This window comes from Micromonospora sp. NPDC000316 (genome assembly GCF_042898885.1).
GTDB lineage: Bacteria > Actinomycetota > Actinomycetes > Mycobacteriales > Micromonosporaceae > Micromonospora.
In genome coordinates this window covers 534,172-549,583 of sequence record NZ_JBIAZG010000001.1, presented here as the reverse complement: position 1 = coordinate 549,583, position 15,412 = coordinate 534,172, and the positions used below count along the sequence as shown (strand labels likewise).

Annotated in this window: 15 protein-coding genes; 8 read left to right on the top strand and 7 right to left on the bottom strand. The window is 70.6% G+C overall.

The genetic code is table 11. The features are described from left to right. Positions 1-9: 9 nt before the first annotated feature. The 3 genes from ACFY2Q_RS02575 (at position 10) to ACFY2Q_RS02565 (ending at position 1,961) form a co-directional block, all read left to right on the top strand. The gene (locus ACFY2Q_RS02575; protein ID WP_387126837.1) at positions 10-819 is read left to right on the top strand and encodes an SDR family NAD(P)-dependent oxidoreductase; all 810 of its coding nucleotides are present in this window, start codon (positions 10-12) and stop codon (positions 817-819) included. A gap of 167 nt (positions 820-986) precedes the next feature. After that, positions 987-1,526, top strand: coding sequence for an orotate phosphoribosyltransferase (pyrE, locus tag ACFY2Q_RS02570; protein ID WP_357003509.1), 540 nt, complete (start codon positions 987-989; stop codon positions 1,524-1,526). A 57-nt stretch (positions 1,527-1,583) separates the two neighbouring features. Continuing rightward, positions 1,584-1,961: a metalloregulator ArsR/SmtB family transcription factor gene (locus ACFY2Q_RS02565; protein WP_357003511.1), complete on the top strand. Its 378-nt coding sequence runs from the start codon at positions 1,584-1,586 to the stop codon at positions 1,959-1,961. Between the two features lie 73 nt (positions 1,962-2,034). Here ACFY2Q_RS02565 and ACFY2Q_RS02560 read toward each other — a convergent pair whose 3' ends face one another. Next, positions 2,035-2,748, bottom strand: coding sequence for a DedA family protein (locus ACFY2Q_RS02560; protein ID WP_387126834.1), 714 nt, complete (start codon positions 2,746-2,748; stop codon positions 2,035-2,037). A 273-nt stretch (positions 2,749-3,021) separates the two neighbouring features. On the opposite strand from ACFY2Q_RS02560, the gene ACFY2Q_RS02555 reads away from it, so the two are divergent. After that, complete coding sequence (locus ACFY2Q_RS02555) at positions 3,022-3,501, top strand: SigE family RNA polymerase sigma factor (protein WP_387126832.1); 480 nt, start codon at positions 3,022-3,024, stop codon at positions 3,499-3,501. Positions 3,502-3,503: 2 nt separating this feature from the next. After that, on the top strand, positions 3,504-4,565 hold the full coding sequence (locus ACFY2Q_RS02550) for an LCP family protein (RefSeq protein ID WP_387126830.1): 1,062 nt from the start codon (positions 3,504-3,506) through the stop codon (positions 4,563-4,565). A 32-nt stretch (positions 4,566-4,597) separates the two neighbouring features. On the opposite strand, the gene ACFY2Q_RS02545 is transcribed toward ACFY2Q_RS02550, so the two are convergent. From ACFY2Q_RS02545 to ACFY2Q_RS02535, 3 genes are all read right to left on the bottom strand, one after another. Then, a complete protein-coding gene (locus tag ACFY2Q_RS02545; protein WP_387126828.1) occupies positions 4,598-6,163 on the bottom strand; it encodes an LPXTG cell wall anchor domain-containing protein in 1,566 nt (521 codons plus the stop codon). Positions 6,164-6,410: 247 nt separating this feature from the next. After that, positions 6,411-8,006 (bottom strand): LPXTG cell wall anchor domain-containing protein, encoded by a 1,596-nt coding sequence (locus tag ACFY2Q_RS02540; protein WP_387126826.1) that lies wholly within the window; start codon positions 8,004-8,006, stop codon positions 6,411-6,413. 189 nt (positions 8,007-8,195) lie between these two features. After that, a complete protein-coding gene (locus ACFY2Q_RS02535; RefSeq protein WP_387126824.1) occupies positions 8,196-8,408 on the bottom strand; it encodes a hypothetical protein in 213 nt (70 codons plus the stop codon). 125 nt (positions 8,409-8,533) lie between these two features. Between ACFY2Q_RS02535 and ACFY2Q_RS02530 the strand changes: the two genes are divergently transcribed. Then, positions 8,534-8,917 (top strand): phage holin family protein, encoded by a 384-nt coding sequence (locus ACFY2Q_RS02530; protein ID WP_387126822.1) that lies wholly within the window; start codon positions 8,534-8,536, stop codon positions 8,915-8,917. 135 nt (positions 8,918-9,052) lie between these two features. Next, the gene (gene fbaA / locus ACFY2Q_RS02525) at positions 9,053-10,078 is read left to right on the top strand and encodes a class II fructose-bisphosphate aldolase (protein ID WP_387126819.1); all 1,026 of its coding nucleotides are present in this window, start codon (positions 9,053-9,055) and stop codon (positions 10,076-10,078) included. 49 nt (positions 10,079-10,127) lie between these two features. On the opposite strand, the gene ACFY2Q_RS02520 is transcribed toward fbaA, so the two are convergent. Then, the gene (locus tag ACFY2Q_RS02520) at positions 10,128-11,321 is read right to left on the bottom strand and encodes an LOG family protein (RefSeq protein WP_387126817.1); all 1,194 of its coding nucleotides are present in this window, start codon (positions 11,319-11,321) and stop codon (positions 10,128-10,130) included. A gap of 248 nt (positions 11,322-11,569) precedes the next feature. Here ACFY2Q_RS02520 and ACFY2Q_RS02515 point away from each other — a divergent pair, with 248 nt between their 5' ends. Next, positions 11,570-11,998, top strand: a complete 429-nt coding sequence (locus ACFY2Q_RS02515; RefSeq protein ID WP_387126815.1) for a DUF3151 domain-containing protein — start codon at positions 11,570-11,572, stop codon at positions 11,996-11,998. Positions 11,999-12,043: 45 nt separating this feature from the next. On the opposite strand, the gene ACFY2Q_RS02510 is transcribed toward ACFY2Q_RS02515, so the two are convergent. Next, positions 12,044-14,200: a chromosome partitioning protein gene (locus ACFY2Q_RS02510; RefSeq protein WP_387126813.1), complete on the bottom strand. Its 2,157-nt coding sequence runs from the start codon at positions 14,198-14,200 to the stop codon at positions 12,044-12,046. Between the two features lie 71 nt (positions 14,201-14,271). Next, positions 14,272-15,363: a diacylglycerol kinase family protein gene (locus ACFY2Q_RS02505; RefSeq protein ID WP_387126811.1), complete on the bottom strand. Its 1,092-nt coding sequence runs from the start codon at positions 15,361-15,363 to the stop codon at positions 14,272-14,274. Positions 15,364-15,412 lie beyond the last annotated feature (49 nt).

Genomic DNA, 15,412 nt, shown 5'->3' with positions numbered 1-15,412 from the left:
GGACCTCCCGTGACGCTCGATCCCACGACCGCTGAGCGGCGGGCCCTGGTCACAGGTGCCACCGCCGGCATCGGCGCGGCATTCGTCCGGCGGCTGGCGGGCGACGGCTGGCACCTGGTGCTTGTCGCCCGCGACGAGGCGCGACTCACCGAGCTGGCCGCGGAGTTGAAGGCCGAGCACGGCCGCGAGGTGGAGACGCTCTCGGTGGACCTGTCCACCGATGACGGCTGCGCCATCGTCGAGCAGCGGCTCACCGTCGGAAGCCCCGTGCACCTGCTTGTCAACAACGCGGGCATAGGTCTGAACCAGTCGTTCCTGCGCTCCACAGCGGAGGACGAGGCCCGCCTGCTGCGGCTCAACGTGCACGCGGTCATGCGGTTGACGCTCGCTGCGCTGGGTCCGATGACCAAAAGGCGGGACGGGGCAGTGATAAATGTCTCTTCCGTTGCGGGGTTCGGCGCGGTGATGCCCGGGTCGACCTACTCGGCCAGCAAGGCGTGGGTCACCAATTTCAGCGAGTCCGTCGGGCAGGCGGCGCGGTCGTTCGACGTCCGGGTGATGGCCCTCTGCCCCGGCTACACCCGCACCGAGTTTCATCAGCGGGCCGGCATCAACATGTCGAAGACCCCGAGCTGGATGTGGCTGCGAGCCGAGGATGTCGTCGACGAAGCCCTACGTGACCTGCGGAAAGGCAAGTTGGTGAGCGTTCCGTCGTGGAAGTACAAGCTCGCTGTCGCGGGTCTGCGGCACGCGCCGCACCGGCTCCTGCAAGTGGTCGCCCGGGACACCCGCGGCCGCATCGGTCGCGACGAGCACTGAGTCACTGGCCCCGGCCGCACCGACAGCGCCGAAGTCTCACGTTGTCATCCCGCCAGTGGGCCAGTTGCTGAGCGTAGTCGAACATTGCCAGCCATCGGTCCCCCAGCGCCCTGATCAGGGTGGACCCCGGCCACGGCGCTCAGACTTGCGCAGTAACCTCTATCGCCATGGGGGACCACGACGACCTGCGTAAATTCATTGCCGACCTGGCTGTTGTCCACGGACGGGTCGTGCTCTCATCGGGGCGCGAGGCAGACTGGTACGTCGATCTGCGTCGTGTCACGCTCCATCACCAGGCCGCTCCATTGGTCGGCCGGGTGCTGCTCGACCTCACCGCCGACTGGGAGTACGAGGCAGTCGGTGGGCTCACCCTGGGCGCGGACCCTGTCGCGCTCTCGATGCTGCACGCCGCCGCTCCGGCCGGTCGGGCCCTGGACGCCTTTGTGGTGCGCAAGGCGGGCAAGGCCCACGGTCTGCAGCGACGGATCGAGGGACCGGAGGTGGCCGGCCGCCGAGTGTTGGCGGTGGAGGATACGTCCACAACGGGCGGAAGTGTTTTGACCGCCGTCGAGGCGCTTCGCGAGGCCGGAGCCGAGGTCGTGGGCGTGGCGGTTATTGTTGATCGAGGCGCCGGCGACGCGGTGCGAGCCGCCGGATTGCCGTACAAGGCGGCCTATACGTTGGCTGACCTCGGCCTTGTGGCGTAAAAGTTTGCCGATTCGGATCTGCTGATATGCAGGCGGATCGATGCTGCTGGTGGAAGGATGGAATACGTGGGAACTGCGTTGGCCGAAATGACAATGCCTCAGATCTCGCCGCTCAACGGCGAGCCGATCGAACGTGCCGATGCCGAGCGTCTCGCCGGGGTCCTCAAGGCCCTTGCCGACCCTGCTCGGTTGCGGCTGCTCAGCCTGATCCAGTCGGCCCCCGAGGGCGAGGCGTGCGTCTGTGACCTGACGGCGCCGCTTGGCCTCTCTCAGCCGACCGTCAGTCACCACCTGCGTATCCTCACCGAGGCCGGCTTGCTGGAGCGGGAGAAGCGCGGTGTCTGGGCGTACTACCGGCTGGTCCCGAGTGCGATCGCGACGATCGCCGATCTGCTGACCCCGCCGCGTAAGCGGGCCACCAAGAAGGCGCGCTGACCCGTACCGATCGTCCGGTGCAATCCTCCACCGGGGAAAGCACCGGACGGCCGGCCGGGCCGCTCACGGCAGGTCAGTACTTGCCGTAGTTCTCGCGGGTCTCCTTGATGGCCTCCTCGGCCGCAGCGCGTTCCGCTGCTGTCGTGCCGCGCTTGGCCGCCATGCGAGCCCTAAGCAACTCGATCGCGATCGGCACCACCGAGATCGCCACGATAGCGATCAGAATCAGCTCGATGTTCGCCTTGACGAACGCGAGCTGGCCGAGGAAATAGCCGAGCACCGTCACGCCGGTGCCCCAGAGCACACCACCGATGACGTTGTAGGTGACGAATGTGCGGTAGTTCATCCGGCTGACGCCTGCCACGATCGGCGTGAACGTCCGCACGATCGGCACGAAGCGGGCAAGCACGATGGAGCGCGCCCCGTACTTCTCGAAGAAGTCGTGCGCCTTGATGACGTTCTCCTGCTTGAACAGCCGGGAGTTCGGACGGCGGAACAACGCCGGGCCCACCTTGCGGCCGAATGCGTATCCCACCTGATCCCCGGCGATCGCCGCGAGAGTGATCAGCAGGCAGACCAGCCAGAGTGGGTAGGTGATGTACTTCCCATCGGCGGTCAGCAGGCCGGCCGTGAAGAGCAACGAGTCGCCCGGCAGGAAAAAGCCGATCAGCAGACCGGACTCGGCGAAGACGATGACCAGAATGCCGAGCAGCCCGAATGACGAGATCAACACCTCCGGATCGAGCCAGTCCGGGCCCAGGGCCAGGGTCGTGATGGGCGTCGACACGAGGTGACCTCCGATTTGTGTACCGGGTGGGGTGCGGTGGAGTCGCGCGTGGCGACCGCACGACCGTAGTCTAGGTGGCCGTCCGATCCGCCCGGTGCGCGACGTCACAGTCGTGGCGACCCCGAGCCGTCCACCGACTGGGAAGGCGCCGGTACGGCGGCTGTTGCTGACTGACGCCGCGCATCGATGAAGCACACCTAACGATTTCGCCGTCACCGCAACAATCGGCCCGTCCGCTCCCGTCATTTGAGGCAGGAAGCCCCGGGAGGTGCAGTGACGTACGAGGAGTTCGCGGACACGCGGCTGGCCCCGCTACTGCGGTACGCGGTGATGCTCACAGGCGATCCGCACCAGGCGCAGGATCTGGTGCAGGAGACCATGGTCCGGGTCCAGCTCAACTGGCGTCGGGTCGCCCGAGCGGACTCCCCGGAGCGTTACGTGCGCCGGATGCTCACCAACCAGTACGTCGACTGGCGACGGGGCTCCTGGGTACGCCGCGTGCTGTTGCTCGGGGAGTCCGAACCGACGGTGCCGGTGGCCACCGACCACGCCCAGTCCGCCGTCGACCGGGACCAGATCTGGTCCTGGTTGTCCCGGCTGCCGCGCCGGCAGCGGGCCACCCTGGTGCTGCGCTACTACGAGGACCTGCCCGACGCCGAGATCGCCGACATCCTCGGCTGCGCCGTCGGGACCGTACGTTCGTCCATCTCCCGGGCCCTGGCGACGCTCCGGGCCGAGTACGTGGAGGCGTGAACATGATCGAGGATGACCTGCGTGCCGTCTTCGCCCGGCACGAGCCGCTGACCCCACCGACCGGCCCGCTGCGCGCCTCGATCGACCGGCTGGCCGCCACCCGTCGCCGCCGCCGGCAGCGGTTCCAGGCGGCGGGCGTCACGCTCGCCCTGCTCGCGGCGCTCGGAGTCGGCGTGCCGCAACTGCGTCCCGATCGGCCGGCAGAGGAATCGCTGCTGTCCGGCCAACCGACTGACTCGCCGGCCCAGTCGCTGAACATCCTGTTGGTCGGCGTGGACGGCGTCGACGAGGACCCGCCGCTCCGGTTGGCGGACTCGATCATGCTGGTGCACATCCCGGCCGACCGGAGCCGGCCGTACCTCATCTCGTTGCCGCGCGACCTGGAGGTGTCGGTCCCCGGTCGGGGGACCGACAAGCTCAACACGGCGTTCTTCGACGGTGCCGGCGAGCCCCGGCCCGACATGGACGCCGGCTACGACCTGACCCGCCGGGTGGTCGCCGACCTGACCGGGGTACGCGTCGACGCTGGCGCGGTGCTGACCTTCGCGGGGCTGCACCGGATCACCGAGGCCGTGGACGGGGTGGAGGTCTGCCTACCGAGTGAGGTCCGGTCCGGGCACACCCGCCGGACCTTTCCGGCTGGCTGTCAGCGGTTGGACGGAGCTGCCTCCGTCGACCTGCTGCGGCAACGGCGGCACCTGCCCGCCGGTGCGCTCGACAGGGACCGGAACGCCCAGCGCTATGTCGCCGGGTTGATCCAGCGGGCGGTTGCGCAGGACGTGCTGAGCAACCCGGTCAGGCTCGCCGCGCTGCTGTCGGCCGCCGGTAAGGATCTGACGGTCGACGACGACGGCCTGTCACTGGTCAGGCTGGCTGCGGTGCTTCCCAAACTCGACAGCGTCGACCCCGTGGGGCTCAGCCTCCCGGTCGGCCCTGCGACGGACGCCATGACGCGGCTTCCGCTGGACCCGAAGCAAGGTCCGGCGTTCCTCGCCGCGCTGCGCGAGGATCGGTTGGCGCAGTGGGTGGCGCAGCACCCGGAGCAGGTCAACCGCACCGGGTGACGGACGAGGGGTCGCCGGTCAGGCGGGATGGGTCAGGCGACGAACCGGGTCCCGCGACGCTTGGCCGCCAGGTAGCCGCCCACGCCGACGGCGAGCAGCAGCGCGCCGAGGCCGGCGATCAGGCCGGTGGAGGAGCCGGTGATGGGCAGCGAACCACCGTCACCGCCACCGCCACCGCTGCCGCCATCCGCGCCGCCGCCCGTGACCGCGTTTACCACGATCAGTGCCCTGTCGTTGGCTGGCTTGATGTCGTCGGCGAAGCTGCCGCCACCGGGGCATTCGCACGGCGCGTTGACCCGCACCGCGCCCCGGGCGTTGGAGATGACCTCGTCGATGCGCAGCCGGAACTCCATGGTGTAGGTCTTGCCGGCAACCAGCAGCATCTCCGAGCCGCACAGGTACGTTCGGGTGCCCTGTCGCAAGGTGCAGTGATCCGGGACCTCGACGGCGGAGGTGCCCGGCGGCAGTTCGACGTCCATGTGGGTGGCGGCCTCGTAGTCCTCGTTTACCTTGTCGAGCGTCGCCGGGCCGTTGTTCTGGAAGCCGACGGTCGCCGTGACGACCTCGCCGGCCCTGCCCTTGAGCGTGTCGCCGATCGCCGCGAGGTCGGTGCCGTTCGTGCCGGTGCTCTTGATGGTCCACCCGGTGTAGTCGTAACCCGGGCCGACGTCGGTCTGGTCGGCCTGCCGCATCCCGCTGGGAGCCTCGGCAAGTGTCAGCTTCGGGCCGCTGCCGCGCATTGCCGCGCGGGCGCCGGCGGCTTCCCGCACACGGGTCAGGTCCTCGAAGTCGGCAGTTGTCATGAACTGGGCATAGCCGGACTGGTTGGACGGGGCGTAGGTGTCCTCGGCGAGTTCGAGGTCCAGCGTGGTGGCGAGGCCCTCGCCGACCGGGATCTCCTCGTCGAACTGACAGGAGAGGAGGTGGTCGTCGGAGTAGAGGCAGTTGCTGAAACGGTCCTTGGTCCGGATCGAGTAGGCGAGGTCGAAGACCGCGGCGAAACCCTTTACGGTGTTGTCGCCGACGTTCGCCATCGTCAGCGGCACCGTGATCTTCCCGCCCGGCCTGGATGAGTGCGTGGTGAACGGCCCGCCCGCCAGGTCGACCCCCTCGCCGACGCGTACGCGGGCGGTGTAGCTGCCCCGCCGCTCGCCGGCTGCCTCGAAGCTCACGGCGACGTCCCCCGAGTCGCCGAGCTGAGCATCTCCGGTAGCGGCGACGCGCACCTGCTTCGTCGCGTTGCGATAGACGCCGCTGCCGGGCGGCACCATCTCGTGCAGGACGACGTCGCTGGGCTCCGTGCAGACGAGAACGCCCGGCTCTGGAACGGCGCACTGCTGGCCGTTGGCGGGAGCAATGGTGATCGTGTCGGCGAGGGAGCGGTAGTCGTACCGCACGGAGACGTCGGCGAGAACCGTCGGCTCGTCGGAGTACAGGAACAGGTTGCGGGTGGTGGGTGCCGAGCCGACAGCCAGGGTGGCGTCCTGGAAGTAGGGCTCGATCGCGGACGCCGCGGCGATGGCGGGGGTGGCGGACGCGGCGACCAACGCGCCTGCGACGCCGAGCCCGGCCAGCCAGCGGGTCGAATGCTTGGGCATGGGGGATCCTCCTGGGGGGATTCAGGTGGCGCCCGGTCAACGTAGTGACAGCGCCGGCCCCTCCGCTTCCTCAATGTGATCGTTACCTGTCTATTGACCCGAACGGTTGAGCACGTCTGCCGCAACGGGCGGCCCGCCCTCCGGCGGGATCCGCGGTGGTCGTCCTCGTCGCCGGCGCATTCGCTGCCACAACGACGGTGCCCCGCCGACCTCAGTGGTCGGCGGGGCACCTGTCGAGTGGGACGGGTCAGGCCACGAAGCGGGTCCGGCGGCGCTTCGCCACCAGGAAGCCGCCGAGGCCAGCGGCGAGCAGCAGGGCGCCGAGGCCGGCGATCAGGCCGGTGGACTGACCGGTGATCGGCAGCGCGCCGCCGTCGTCACCGCCCTGACCACCGCCGTTACCGCCACCGTTAGCGCCACCCTCGGTCGCGTTCACCAGGATCTTGGCCACGTCGTTTGCTGGCTTCAGGTCCTCGGTGAAGCCATCGCACTCGCACTTGGCGTTGATGGTCACGGTGCCCGTCGCGTTCTCGATCACCTTGTCGATCCGCAGACTGATGTCGACCGTCTGCTCCTCGCCGACGCCGATGAAGATGTCCGGGTAACAGCGATAGAGCTTGTGCCCCGGCTTACCGGCGTTCGCCCGGTCCTGCGTGTCGCCGTTGAGGGGCGAGCAGACGTCGGGCACCTTGACAGCGGTGGTGCCCGCCGGAACGGCGACGTCGACCTTCGTGACCGGCGTGCCCGAGCGACCGAAGTCGAGCGCGGCCGGGCCGTCGTTACGAACTCCGAGGGTGGCCACGACCACGTCGCCCGCCCTGCCGACCAGCTTGCCGCCGACCGCTACCAGGTCGGTGCCGTTCTTGCCGTTGACCTGGATCGTCATCCCGGACCCGTTGTTCGTGGGGTCGGTGTCGGCCTGGAACCCGCGCGCCGTCGCATTGGTCGGTCCCGAAAGAGTGAGAACGGGACCCTTGCCGGGCTGCCCCGCCGAGACGCCCCGCGCCCGGAGGTAGGCGCTGTAATCCTCGAACTCGGCGACGGTCATCCAGTTGTAGTAGCCGTACTCCCTGCCCGGCGCGTAGGTGTCCTTGCCGAGCAGGTAGGGCAGCGACGCCGACCACGTCTCCTCGCCGGCGATCGTCGCGGAGAAGCTGCAGGTCCGCAGGCGACCATCCTGGTAGGTGCAGTTGCTGTACTGCTTGTCGGGGCGGATCGAGTAGTCCAGGTCGAAGACCGCGACCGCGCCCTTCACGTCGGTGTTACCGGCGTTGCGCAGCGTGAGCGGCGCGCTGATCCTGCCCCCTGGCGCGGTCGACACGGTGGTCTCCTCGCTCGGGGCAGCCAGGTCGACGCCTTCGCCGATCCGCACCTTTGCGGTGTGGCTGGCCGGAGCGATTCCCTTGGCGCTGACAGTGACCTTGAGGTCACCGGCGTCCCCGTCCGCGGCCTTCGCGGTCGGTGCCAGGACCACGTTGAAGAAGCCGCCGTAGGCCCACTCGTAGAGGTCGGTTTCGAAGGGGGTGGCGCAGACCAGGATGCCCGACTGGCGTGGCTCGCAATCGAAACCCGGATTCTCGGGTGTGACCTCGAGAATTCCGTCGAGATCACGGAAGTCGTACTGGACGGTGAGCCCTTGGACGACGACGGACCTGGAGGCGGACAGCAACGGCGAGTCGACCTTGCCCGGTGATTTTGCGGCGACAGTGGTATCGGAGAAGTAGACGCCCAGTTTGACGGGCGCCTCCTCGGCGGCGGCGACGGCGGGGCTGGCGGAGGTGGCCACGAGCGCGCCTGCGACGCCCAGCCCGGCGAGCCAGCGCCGGGTGGAGTGGGTGAGCATGAAGGAGATCCTCCAGTTGGGGATTCGGTGCAGCCTGTGGAGCTTAAGAACGTCCTAAGGTCCGCCGCTGCCCCGATCACCACCCAGCGCCGAAGTGCACCACAAACGTTGGCAGGCGTTCCCGCGACGTTCGTCGGCCCTTTCCCGGCCGTTGGGGCCGGCGGCCGGTAAGCCCGCCCTCCGACGCGATCAGCGGTAGTCGTCCTCGTCGCCGGTGACCACCCGGGCCTGCTCCATGGCGTCCCAGTCGTCGACCTCCAGGCCGCGGTGCGGCTCGGAGTCGATGTCGGCGGGGTCGACCACTGCCGCCTGCTCGACGGCGTCGGCCGGCTCCGCCTCGGGGTCGCGTTCATCCGCGGCGAGGTGGTCGCCGGGCACGAAGTCCTCCTCGGGCTGACCCATGCTGCTCCCTCCCGGGATCTCGGGGCACGGTTCCCACCACCGTACGGGCTGTGCCGGCGCGGCGCGCGGAAGCCGAGTCGGCCGAATCACCCCGTTCTGGTGCGACCCGATGCCAGGATGGGGCGGTGGGCTTCCTCATCCGGCTGGTGATCACCGCGATCGCGCTGTGGATAACCACGCTCATCGTGCCCGGGGTCGACGTGCACGGCCGCTCAGGCAGCAACACGGTGCTGACGCTGATCGTGGTGGCGCTCATCTTCGGTGTGATCAACGCGGTGCTCAAGCCGGTGATCAAGGTCGTCGGCTGTGTGTTCTACCTGCTGACCCTTGGCCTGTTCGCGCTCGTGGTCAACGCGCTGCTCTTCCTGCTCACCGACCGGATCGCCCGCGGGCTCGACCTGCCGTTCCACGTGGACGGTTTCTGGGCGGCGTTCTGGGGAGCGATCGTGATGACAGTGGTCACCTGGCTGATAAGCGTCATCGTCCCGGACAGTGTGGGTGAGCGGTGAACGGCTAGCCCTGGGGCGATTGGCCCCGCGCACCTCGTCTACGGGATACTGCCGGGCGGAGGACAGCGCGGTCCGGCGCACAAATGAACAACGGCGGCCAGCACGGCCGAGAGTGGTTAGTAAGGAGCGTTTGACATGCCCATCGCTTCCCCCGAGGCTTACGCGGAGATGTTGGACCGCGCCAAGGCTGGCCGGTACGCGTACCCCGCGATCAACGTGACCTCCTCCCAGACGCTGAACGCGGCGCTGAAGGGCTTCGCCGACGCGGAGAGCGACGGCATCATCCAGGTCTCCACAGGTGGCGCCGAATACCTGTCCGGTCCCTCGATCAAGGACATGGTCACCGGCGCGGTGGCGTTCGCGGCGTACGCGCACGAGGTGGCCAAGAAGTACTCGGTGAACATCGCGCTGCACACCGACCACTGCCCGAAGGACAAGCTGGACGGGTTCGTCCGTCCGCTGATGGCCCTCTCGCAGGAGCGGGTGAAGCGCGGCGAGCAGCCGCTGTTCCAGTCGCACATGTGGGACGGGTCGGCCGTGCCGGTCGCCGAGAACCTGCAGATCGCCGCCCAGCTCCTCGACGAGGCCGCCAAGGGCAAGATCGTCCTTGAGATCGAAGTCGGTGTCGTCGGTGGCGAGGAGGACGGCGTCGAGAACGCCATCAACGACAAGCTCTACACCACCACCGAGGACGGCCTGGCCATGGTCGAGGCGCTCGGCCTCGGCGAGAAGGGCCGCTACATGGCGGCGCTGACCTTCGGCAACGTGCACGGCGTCTACAAGCCGGGCAACGTCAAGCTGCGCCCGGAGATCCTCAAGCAGATCCAGGACGCCGTCGGTGCGAAGTACGGCAAGGACAAGCCGCTCAGCCTGGTCTTCCACGGCGGCTCGGGCTCCCTGCTGAGCGAGATCCGTGAGGCGCTGGACTACGGCGTGGTGAAGATGAACATCGACACCGACACCCAGTACGCCTTCACCCGGCCCGTCGCGGACCACATGCTCCGCAACTACGACGGCGTGCTGAAGATCGACGGCGAGGTCGGCAACAAGAAGCAGTACGACCCGCGCGCCTGGGGCAAGGCCGCCGAGGCTGGCCTGGCCGCCCGCGTCGTCGAGGCGTGCGAGCACCTGCGCTCCACCGGCACCACGATGTCCAAGTAACGACGTCCCACCGACGGCCGGCTCTCCCTCGGGGAGCCGGCCGTCGCCGTCAGGTCGTCAACAGTCGTACGGCCTCGTGCACGTCGTCGGTGAGGTGGATCGTCGACGACAGATCGCCGAACGGGGAGGCGGTCAGCAGCGGGCGCAACAACGCCTCCACCGGCAGCTCCCGCGTCCAGTAGTCGCGGTCCAGGAAGACGTACGCGCCGCTCGCCCCGTCGGTGCCGTAGTAGGTCTTGGTGGCCGCCTGGAACACCTCCTGCACGGTGCCCGCCCGACCCGGGGCGAAGACGATGCCGCCCCGAGCGAGCCGCAGGATGGTGTCCTCCCGGATCGCGTTGGAGAAGTACTTGGCGATCCGCCCGGCGAACAGGTTCGCCGGCTCGTGCCCGTACAGCCAGGTGGGGATGGCCAGCCCACCCGCCCGCGCCCAGCCGGCGTCGCCGCCACGCTGCCGTGGCACGCCCGCGTACCGCTGCCGCACCGCCAACGCCACAGCCGTGTACCGCTCGTGGTCGGTGAAGTCGGGCGCGGTGGCCAGCAGGTCGATCGCCCCCGTCAGGTCCGCCGCCGGCTGGTCCGCGAGGTACGCGCCGAGGTTCGCCGCCTCCATCACGCCGGGGCCGCCGCCGGTCACCACCAGCCGGTCGGCCCGGGCCAGCTCCCAACCCAGCACTGCCGCCATCCGGTACGCGGGGCTGCCGCGTCGTACCGCGTGCCCGCCCATGATGCCCACGACCGACTGCGGCCCGTGCCCGGCCAGCCAGGCACGGGTGGCGTCGGCGAGGGCGTTGTCCACGCCGTGGTCGTGCAGGCGCTGACCGAGCGCCTCCTTCACGTCCGGCAGCGCGCCGCCGTGCGCCCGGTAGTGGTCGTACACCCGGGTGTCGTACATCCCGGCGAAGCCGCCCTCGGCGAACCCGGCGGCCAACTCCTCAGGGGTGTAGAGGTGCGTCGGCTGGGTCGGGTACGGCAGCCCGGAGAACGGCGGCACCACGTTCGCGCCGCGCCGGACCAGGTCGGCGCCGACGTCCCGGGAGGCGAACCGGCAGCCGACGAAGAGGGTGCCGGCGACCTCGATGCCTGTCAGGTCGGGTGCCGGGTCGAGGTCGAGGCGCAGCCCCTGCACGGTCAGCCCGGTCAGGCGGCCGGTGGTCAGCTGTCGGTCGAACTCGTCCCGGGTCTGGATCTCGCCGGCGTGCAGGTGCGGCTCGATGACGTCCGCGGGAGGTGGGGTCGGCACCCGGCCATCCTGCCCCGTTGCCGGAGTCGGTAAAACCCCCGGGCGGGGGTGAACCGACAGGAGCCCGATGGTGGTGGCCATCGGGCTCCTGCATAACCGGGTCCTGGGGAGGCTCCGGACCATTAGTTGTAATGGAAAACACCTGGCGGCGGCATAGGCCGCAGGCGTGACCAAATCCTCAGCCGTTCAGCGGAACACGTCAGCCGACCCGCTCGCGCGTCGCCCCGCTCAGCGGGTTGAATGGGGCGATGCAGAACCTTTTGCCAGAGCCACCGGCCACACTCCTGCCGGCGGACGACGAGGCCGACGCCGCCCTAGCCGCCGCCGAGGAGGCCGGCACCGACGAGGCGTTCGCCGAGGTGGCGGCCCGATTCCCGACCTACAGCGCGGCCTGGGCTGAGCTGGCGGCGCGGGCGTACGCGAACGGCCAGGTGGTGACGGGGTACGCGTACGCCCGCACCGGCTACCACCGCGGCCTGGACCAACTGCGCCGTAGTGGCTGGAAGGGCCACGGGCCGGTGCCGTGGTCGCACGAGCCCAACCGGGGCTTCCTCCGCTGCCTGTACGTGCTGTCCCGGGCCGCCGACGAGATCGGCGAGGCCGACGAGGCGGCCCGCTGCGCCCAGTTCCTGCGCGACTGCGACCCGGCGGCGGCCGACGCGCTGGCCAGCAACTGATACCCGACCGAAGGCCGGCCCGGCGCCGGGCCGGCCTTCGGTGGGCTACAACCCTTCGGCGACCGCAGCGGCGATCTTCAGCCAGGCGTCCCGGGTGGCCGAGGAGAGCCCGCCGTAGCGGATCGGCTCGCCGCTGTCGATGAGCCGCTCGTACGGGGCCAGCAGCACCGCCCGGGTCCGCGCCGCGAAGTGTTCCTGGATGGCCGGCAGGTCGATCTCCTTGCGCGACGGCGGCATCGACACGACAGTCACCGCCTGCCGGACCAGCCGCTGCCGGCCGCTCTGCTCCAGGTGGTCGAGCATCCGGGCGGCGGTCTCGGCCGAGTCGTTACGGGCGGACATGGTGACCACGAGCTGGTCGGTGGCGTCCATCGAGGCCTGCCAGTTCTGCGCCCGGACGTTGTTCCCGGTGTCCACGAAGATCAACTTGTAGAACCGGCTGACCACCTCGCGGATCTCGGCGAACGCGGCAGCCGTGAGCATCTCACCGCCGGTGGCCGACTCGTCCGACGCGAGCACGTCGAACATCCCCTCGCCCTGCGAGCGGACGTACTGCGACAGGTCACCGACCCGCCCGTGTGCGCCCTGGAACTGCCCGAGGTCACGCAGCATGTCGCGCACCGTGCGGGAGTGGAAATCCTGCTGGGCCCGCATCCCGAGGGTGCCCTGGGTCTCGTTGTTGTCCCAGGCCAACACATAGCCGCCGCGCTTCTGACCGAACGTCATGGCGAGCAGCAGGATGGCCACAGTCTTGCCGGCGCCGCCCTTCGGGTTGACCACCGTCACCTGCCGCAGCCCACCGAAGTTGCGGCGCACCATCTCGATGTCCCGCTTGAGCTCCTGCTCGTGCCGCCCCGGCGAGAGCCGGACCAGCCCGATCTTGTTGACCACCGCGCGTACACCCATGGTCGCCACCGGATCGGCGGGCCGCACCTGCCGCCGCCTGGCGAAATCCTCGGCGGTCGGCGCCGCAGTGGTCTCCGGTGTCCAGGCGGCGTCCTGGTAGCCGGCGGCCGGCACCCGGGCCACCGGATCGGTCTCCTGGTACGCCTGCGGCGGCGCCGGTGGAGCCCCGGCCGCGCCCTGCTGCCAGGGCGGCGGATACCAGCCCGGTGACGGCGGGAACGGCCCCGGCGGCGAGGCCACCACACCGCCCTGCTGCGGATCCGGTGGGGGCGGGACCGGCGTCTGGCCGGGGATCGTCGGCGTGTACGCCTGACCCGAGTAGGTCTGACCGGCGTACGTCTGCCCCGCCCCGGCGGCCGGGCCAGCGACCTGCGGCGGCTGCGGGACGGGCGGGACGGGGACCGGGGGTGTCGCGGCGGCGGCCTGGTCGTGGGCCGACGGAGGTGAACCGGCCGGCCGCTGCGGCGGATACGCCCATGGTGACTCGGTGGTCGGCCGGGCCGTACCGACCGCGGCACCGTTCTCGCCGGCGCTTACCGACACTGGTTCGCCCTGAGCCCCCGGACCGTCTGCCGTGGGTGTCGTCGGCCCGGCGGCTGTGGGGCCGCCCGCTGCGGGACCGGGCTCTGGTTCCCGTGCGGTGGTCTGGCGATCGGTGGTCGGGCCATCGGCGATCGGGCGATCGGTGGGCGCTGCGGTTGCCGGCGGGTGGTCCAGCGAGAACGGCAGGTCCAGGTCGACGCTGCCCGGCGTGATCGGCGGGTTGGGGACGGGACCCGGCTCGCCGGGCTGCGCCGGCGGCGTCGACGAAGCGGCCGGCGTCGACGGCGTTGGCGGTGCCGACGGCGCGGCCGCTGTCGACGGTGCGGCTGGTGTCGACGGCGCTGGCGGCGTCGACGCAGCCGGCGGTGCCGGCGGGTCGGCCGGCGGCCAGCTCGGCTGCGCCGGAGCCCAGCCCGACCCTGCGCCGGACGGGCCGGTGGCTCCCCAGCCGGTCGGCGGCGGCACCGGGCCGCTCAGCGACGGATAGTCCGACGGCGACGGCGGAGGCAGGGGCGTTGCCCCCGGCTGCCCGGGGATCGGCGGGCGGCCGGTCGGTGGCGCGGCCACCGGCGGTGAAACGGTCGACGGCGACACCGCCGACGGGCCGCCCCGATTCTCGGCGACCGCCGCCCACGGTGGCACCACGTCAGCCGCGCCCCGGTCGGCCGGCTCCGGGGGCCAGAGTGGTTCGATGTCCCGCTCCGGCACCGGCTGCTGGCCGGGCACCTGGGCCCGGTCGGCGTTCTTGTCCATTACGGTTCCTCCCCAGTCCTCCTGCGAGGATAGGCCCATCGATCGACGAGGGCCGGACAACGCAGCCGGGGTCAGCTCACCCAGACCGCCCAGGCGCCCGGCTCGATCCACCAGGAACGCTTACGGGTCAGCTCGCCCTCGACACCGTCGTCGAGGTAGGGCACCTTTCCCTCCCTCGGCAGCACCGACACGGCCCGTCCACGAGCGCGCCGAACCTCCAGGCGTACTCGCTTGCGCCCCAACGCCGAGCGGACGACCACCGGGACGGCCACCGCGACCTCGACCTGGCCGTCGGCCGGGTCCGGCGCGGACAGCAACGTCACGTCGTCGAGCGACGCGTACCCGCCGGCGTTGCCGATCGCGCAGGCCAGCAGCGGTTCGTCGCCGTCGGCGAGGATGGCGTCGTCCACCTCCACACGGGCCCGCCAGTGCAGCGGGCGGCCCGCGTCGTCGGCGGCGCCCAGCAGGGCACCGTCCAGGGTCACCGAGCCGCCGTCGTTGCGCAGCAGGTCCAGGCGGCGCGGCGTGCCGTCCAGCACGGCGGCGGCCACGGCCGCCGGGTCGCGCGGCAGCCCGAGCTGCGCGGCCAGGTCACGGTGGGTGCCACCGCGCGCAGGGTCGAGCGGGAGTACGGCAACGGGCGGCAGATCCGGCAGGGTCCGGTCGCCGGGCAGGTCCGCCGGGCGGCGGCTCGGCGGTGGCGCGTACCGCCGGACCAGCCGGCGCAGCACGGCGCGCAACTGCCCGTCGCTCGCCGTGGCGATGACCAGCCGGGTCTTGCCGTCCGAATCCGGCCAGGTGAGGCCGTCGGGGCGGGCCGGACCGTCGAGCTGGGCCAGCACGGCGTCGATCTCGGCGTCCGAGTGGGCGGTGACCATCTGCACCCGGGCGCCCCGGGCGGTAAGCGCGTCCGCGCAGGCCAGCACCGGCACTCGGGGCCGATCGGTGACGCACCCGTCGGCGTCGCCACCGGCCTTGGTCGGCGTCGGGGCGGCCGTGTCGGTCGGCGGGTTGGTGTCGGTCCCGGTAGGCGGGTTGGTGGCCGTCTCGGTCGGCGGCTTGGTGTCTGTTTCGGTCGCGCCGCCGCAGCAGGCTCCGCCGCTGCCGCAGCCCCCGGGAGCGTCCCGCTCCGAAGCGAGGGTGAGCAGCACCACGTCGTACACGGAGGGCCTCCTGACTCTCGGCGCGACCCCTGCCGGCCACGCCGTCACT

Bases quoted from the DNA above. Each gene is read 5' to 3' on its own strand.
- ACFY2Q_RS02535 (WP_387126824.1), bottom strand. From the start codon at position 8,408: ATGGGTCAGCCCGAGGAGGACTTCGTGCCCGGCGACCACCTCGCCGCG.
- ACFY2Q_RS02565 (WP_357003511.1), top strand. From the start codon at position 1,584: ATGGAATACGTGGGAACTGCGTTGGCCGAAATGACAATGCCTCAGATC.
- pyrE (WP_357003509.1), top strand. From the start codon at position 987: ATGGGGGACCACGACGACCTGCGTAAATTCATTGCCGACCTGGCTGTT.
- ACFY2Q_RS02515 (WP_387126815.1), top strand. From the start codon at position 11,570: ATGCAGAACCTTTTGCCAGAGCCACCGGCCACACTCCTGCCGGCGGAC.
- ACFY2Q_RS02510 (WP_387126813.1), bottom strand. From the start codon at position 14,200: ATGGACAAGAACGCCGACCGGGCCCAGGTGCCCGGCCAGCAGCCGGTG.
- fbaA (WP_387126819.1), top strand. From the start codon at position 9,053: ATGCCCATCGCTTCCCCCGAGGCTTACGCGGAGATGTTGGACCGCGCC.
- ACFY2Q_RS02540 (WP_387126826.1), bottom strand. From the start codon at position 8,006: ATGCTCACCCACTCCACCCGGCGCTGGCTCGCCGGGCTGGGCGTCGCA.
- ACFY2Q_RS02550 (WP_387126830.1), top strand. From the start codon at position 3,504: ATGATCGAGGATGACCTGCGTGCCGTCTTCGCCCGGCACGAGCCGCTG.
- ACFY2Q_RS02545 (WP_387126828.1), bottom strand. From the start codon at position 6,163: ATGCCCAAGCATTCGACCCGCTGGCTGGCCGGGCTCGGCGTCGCAGGC.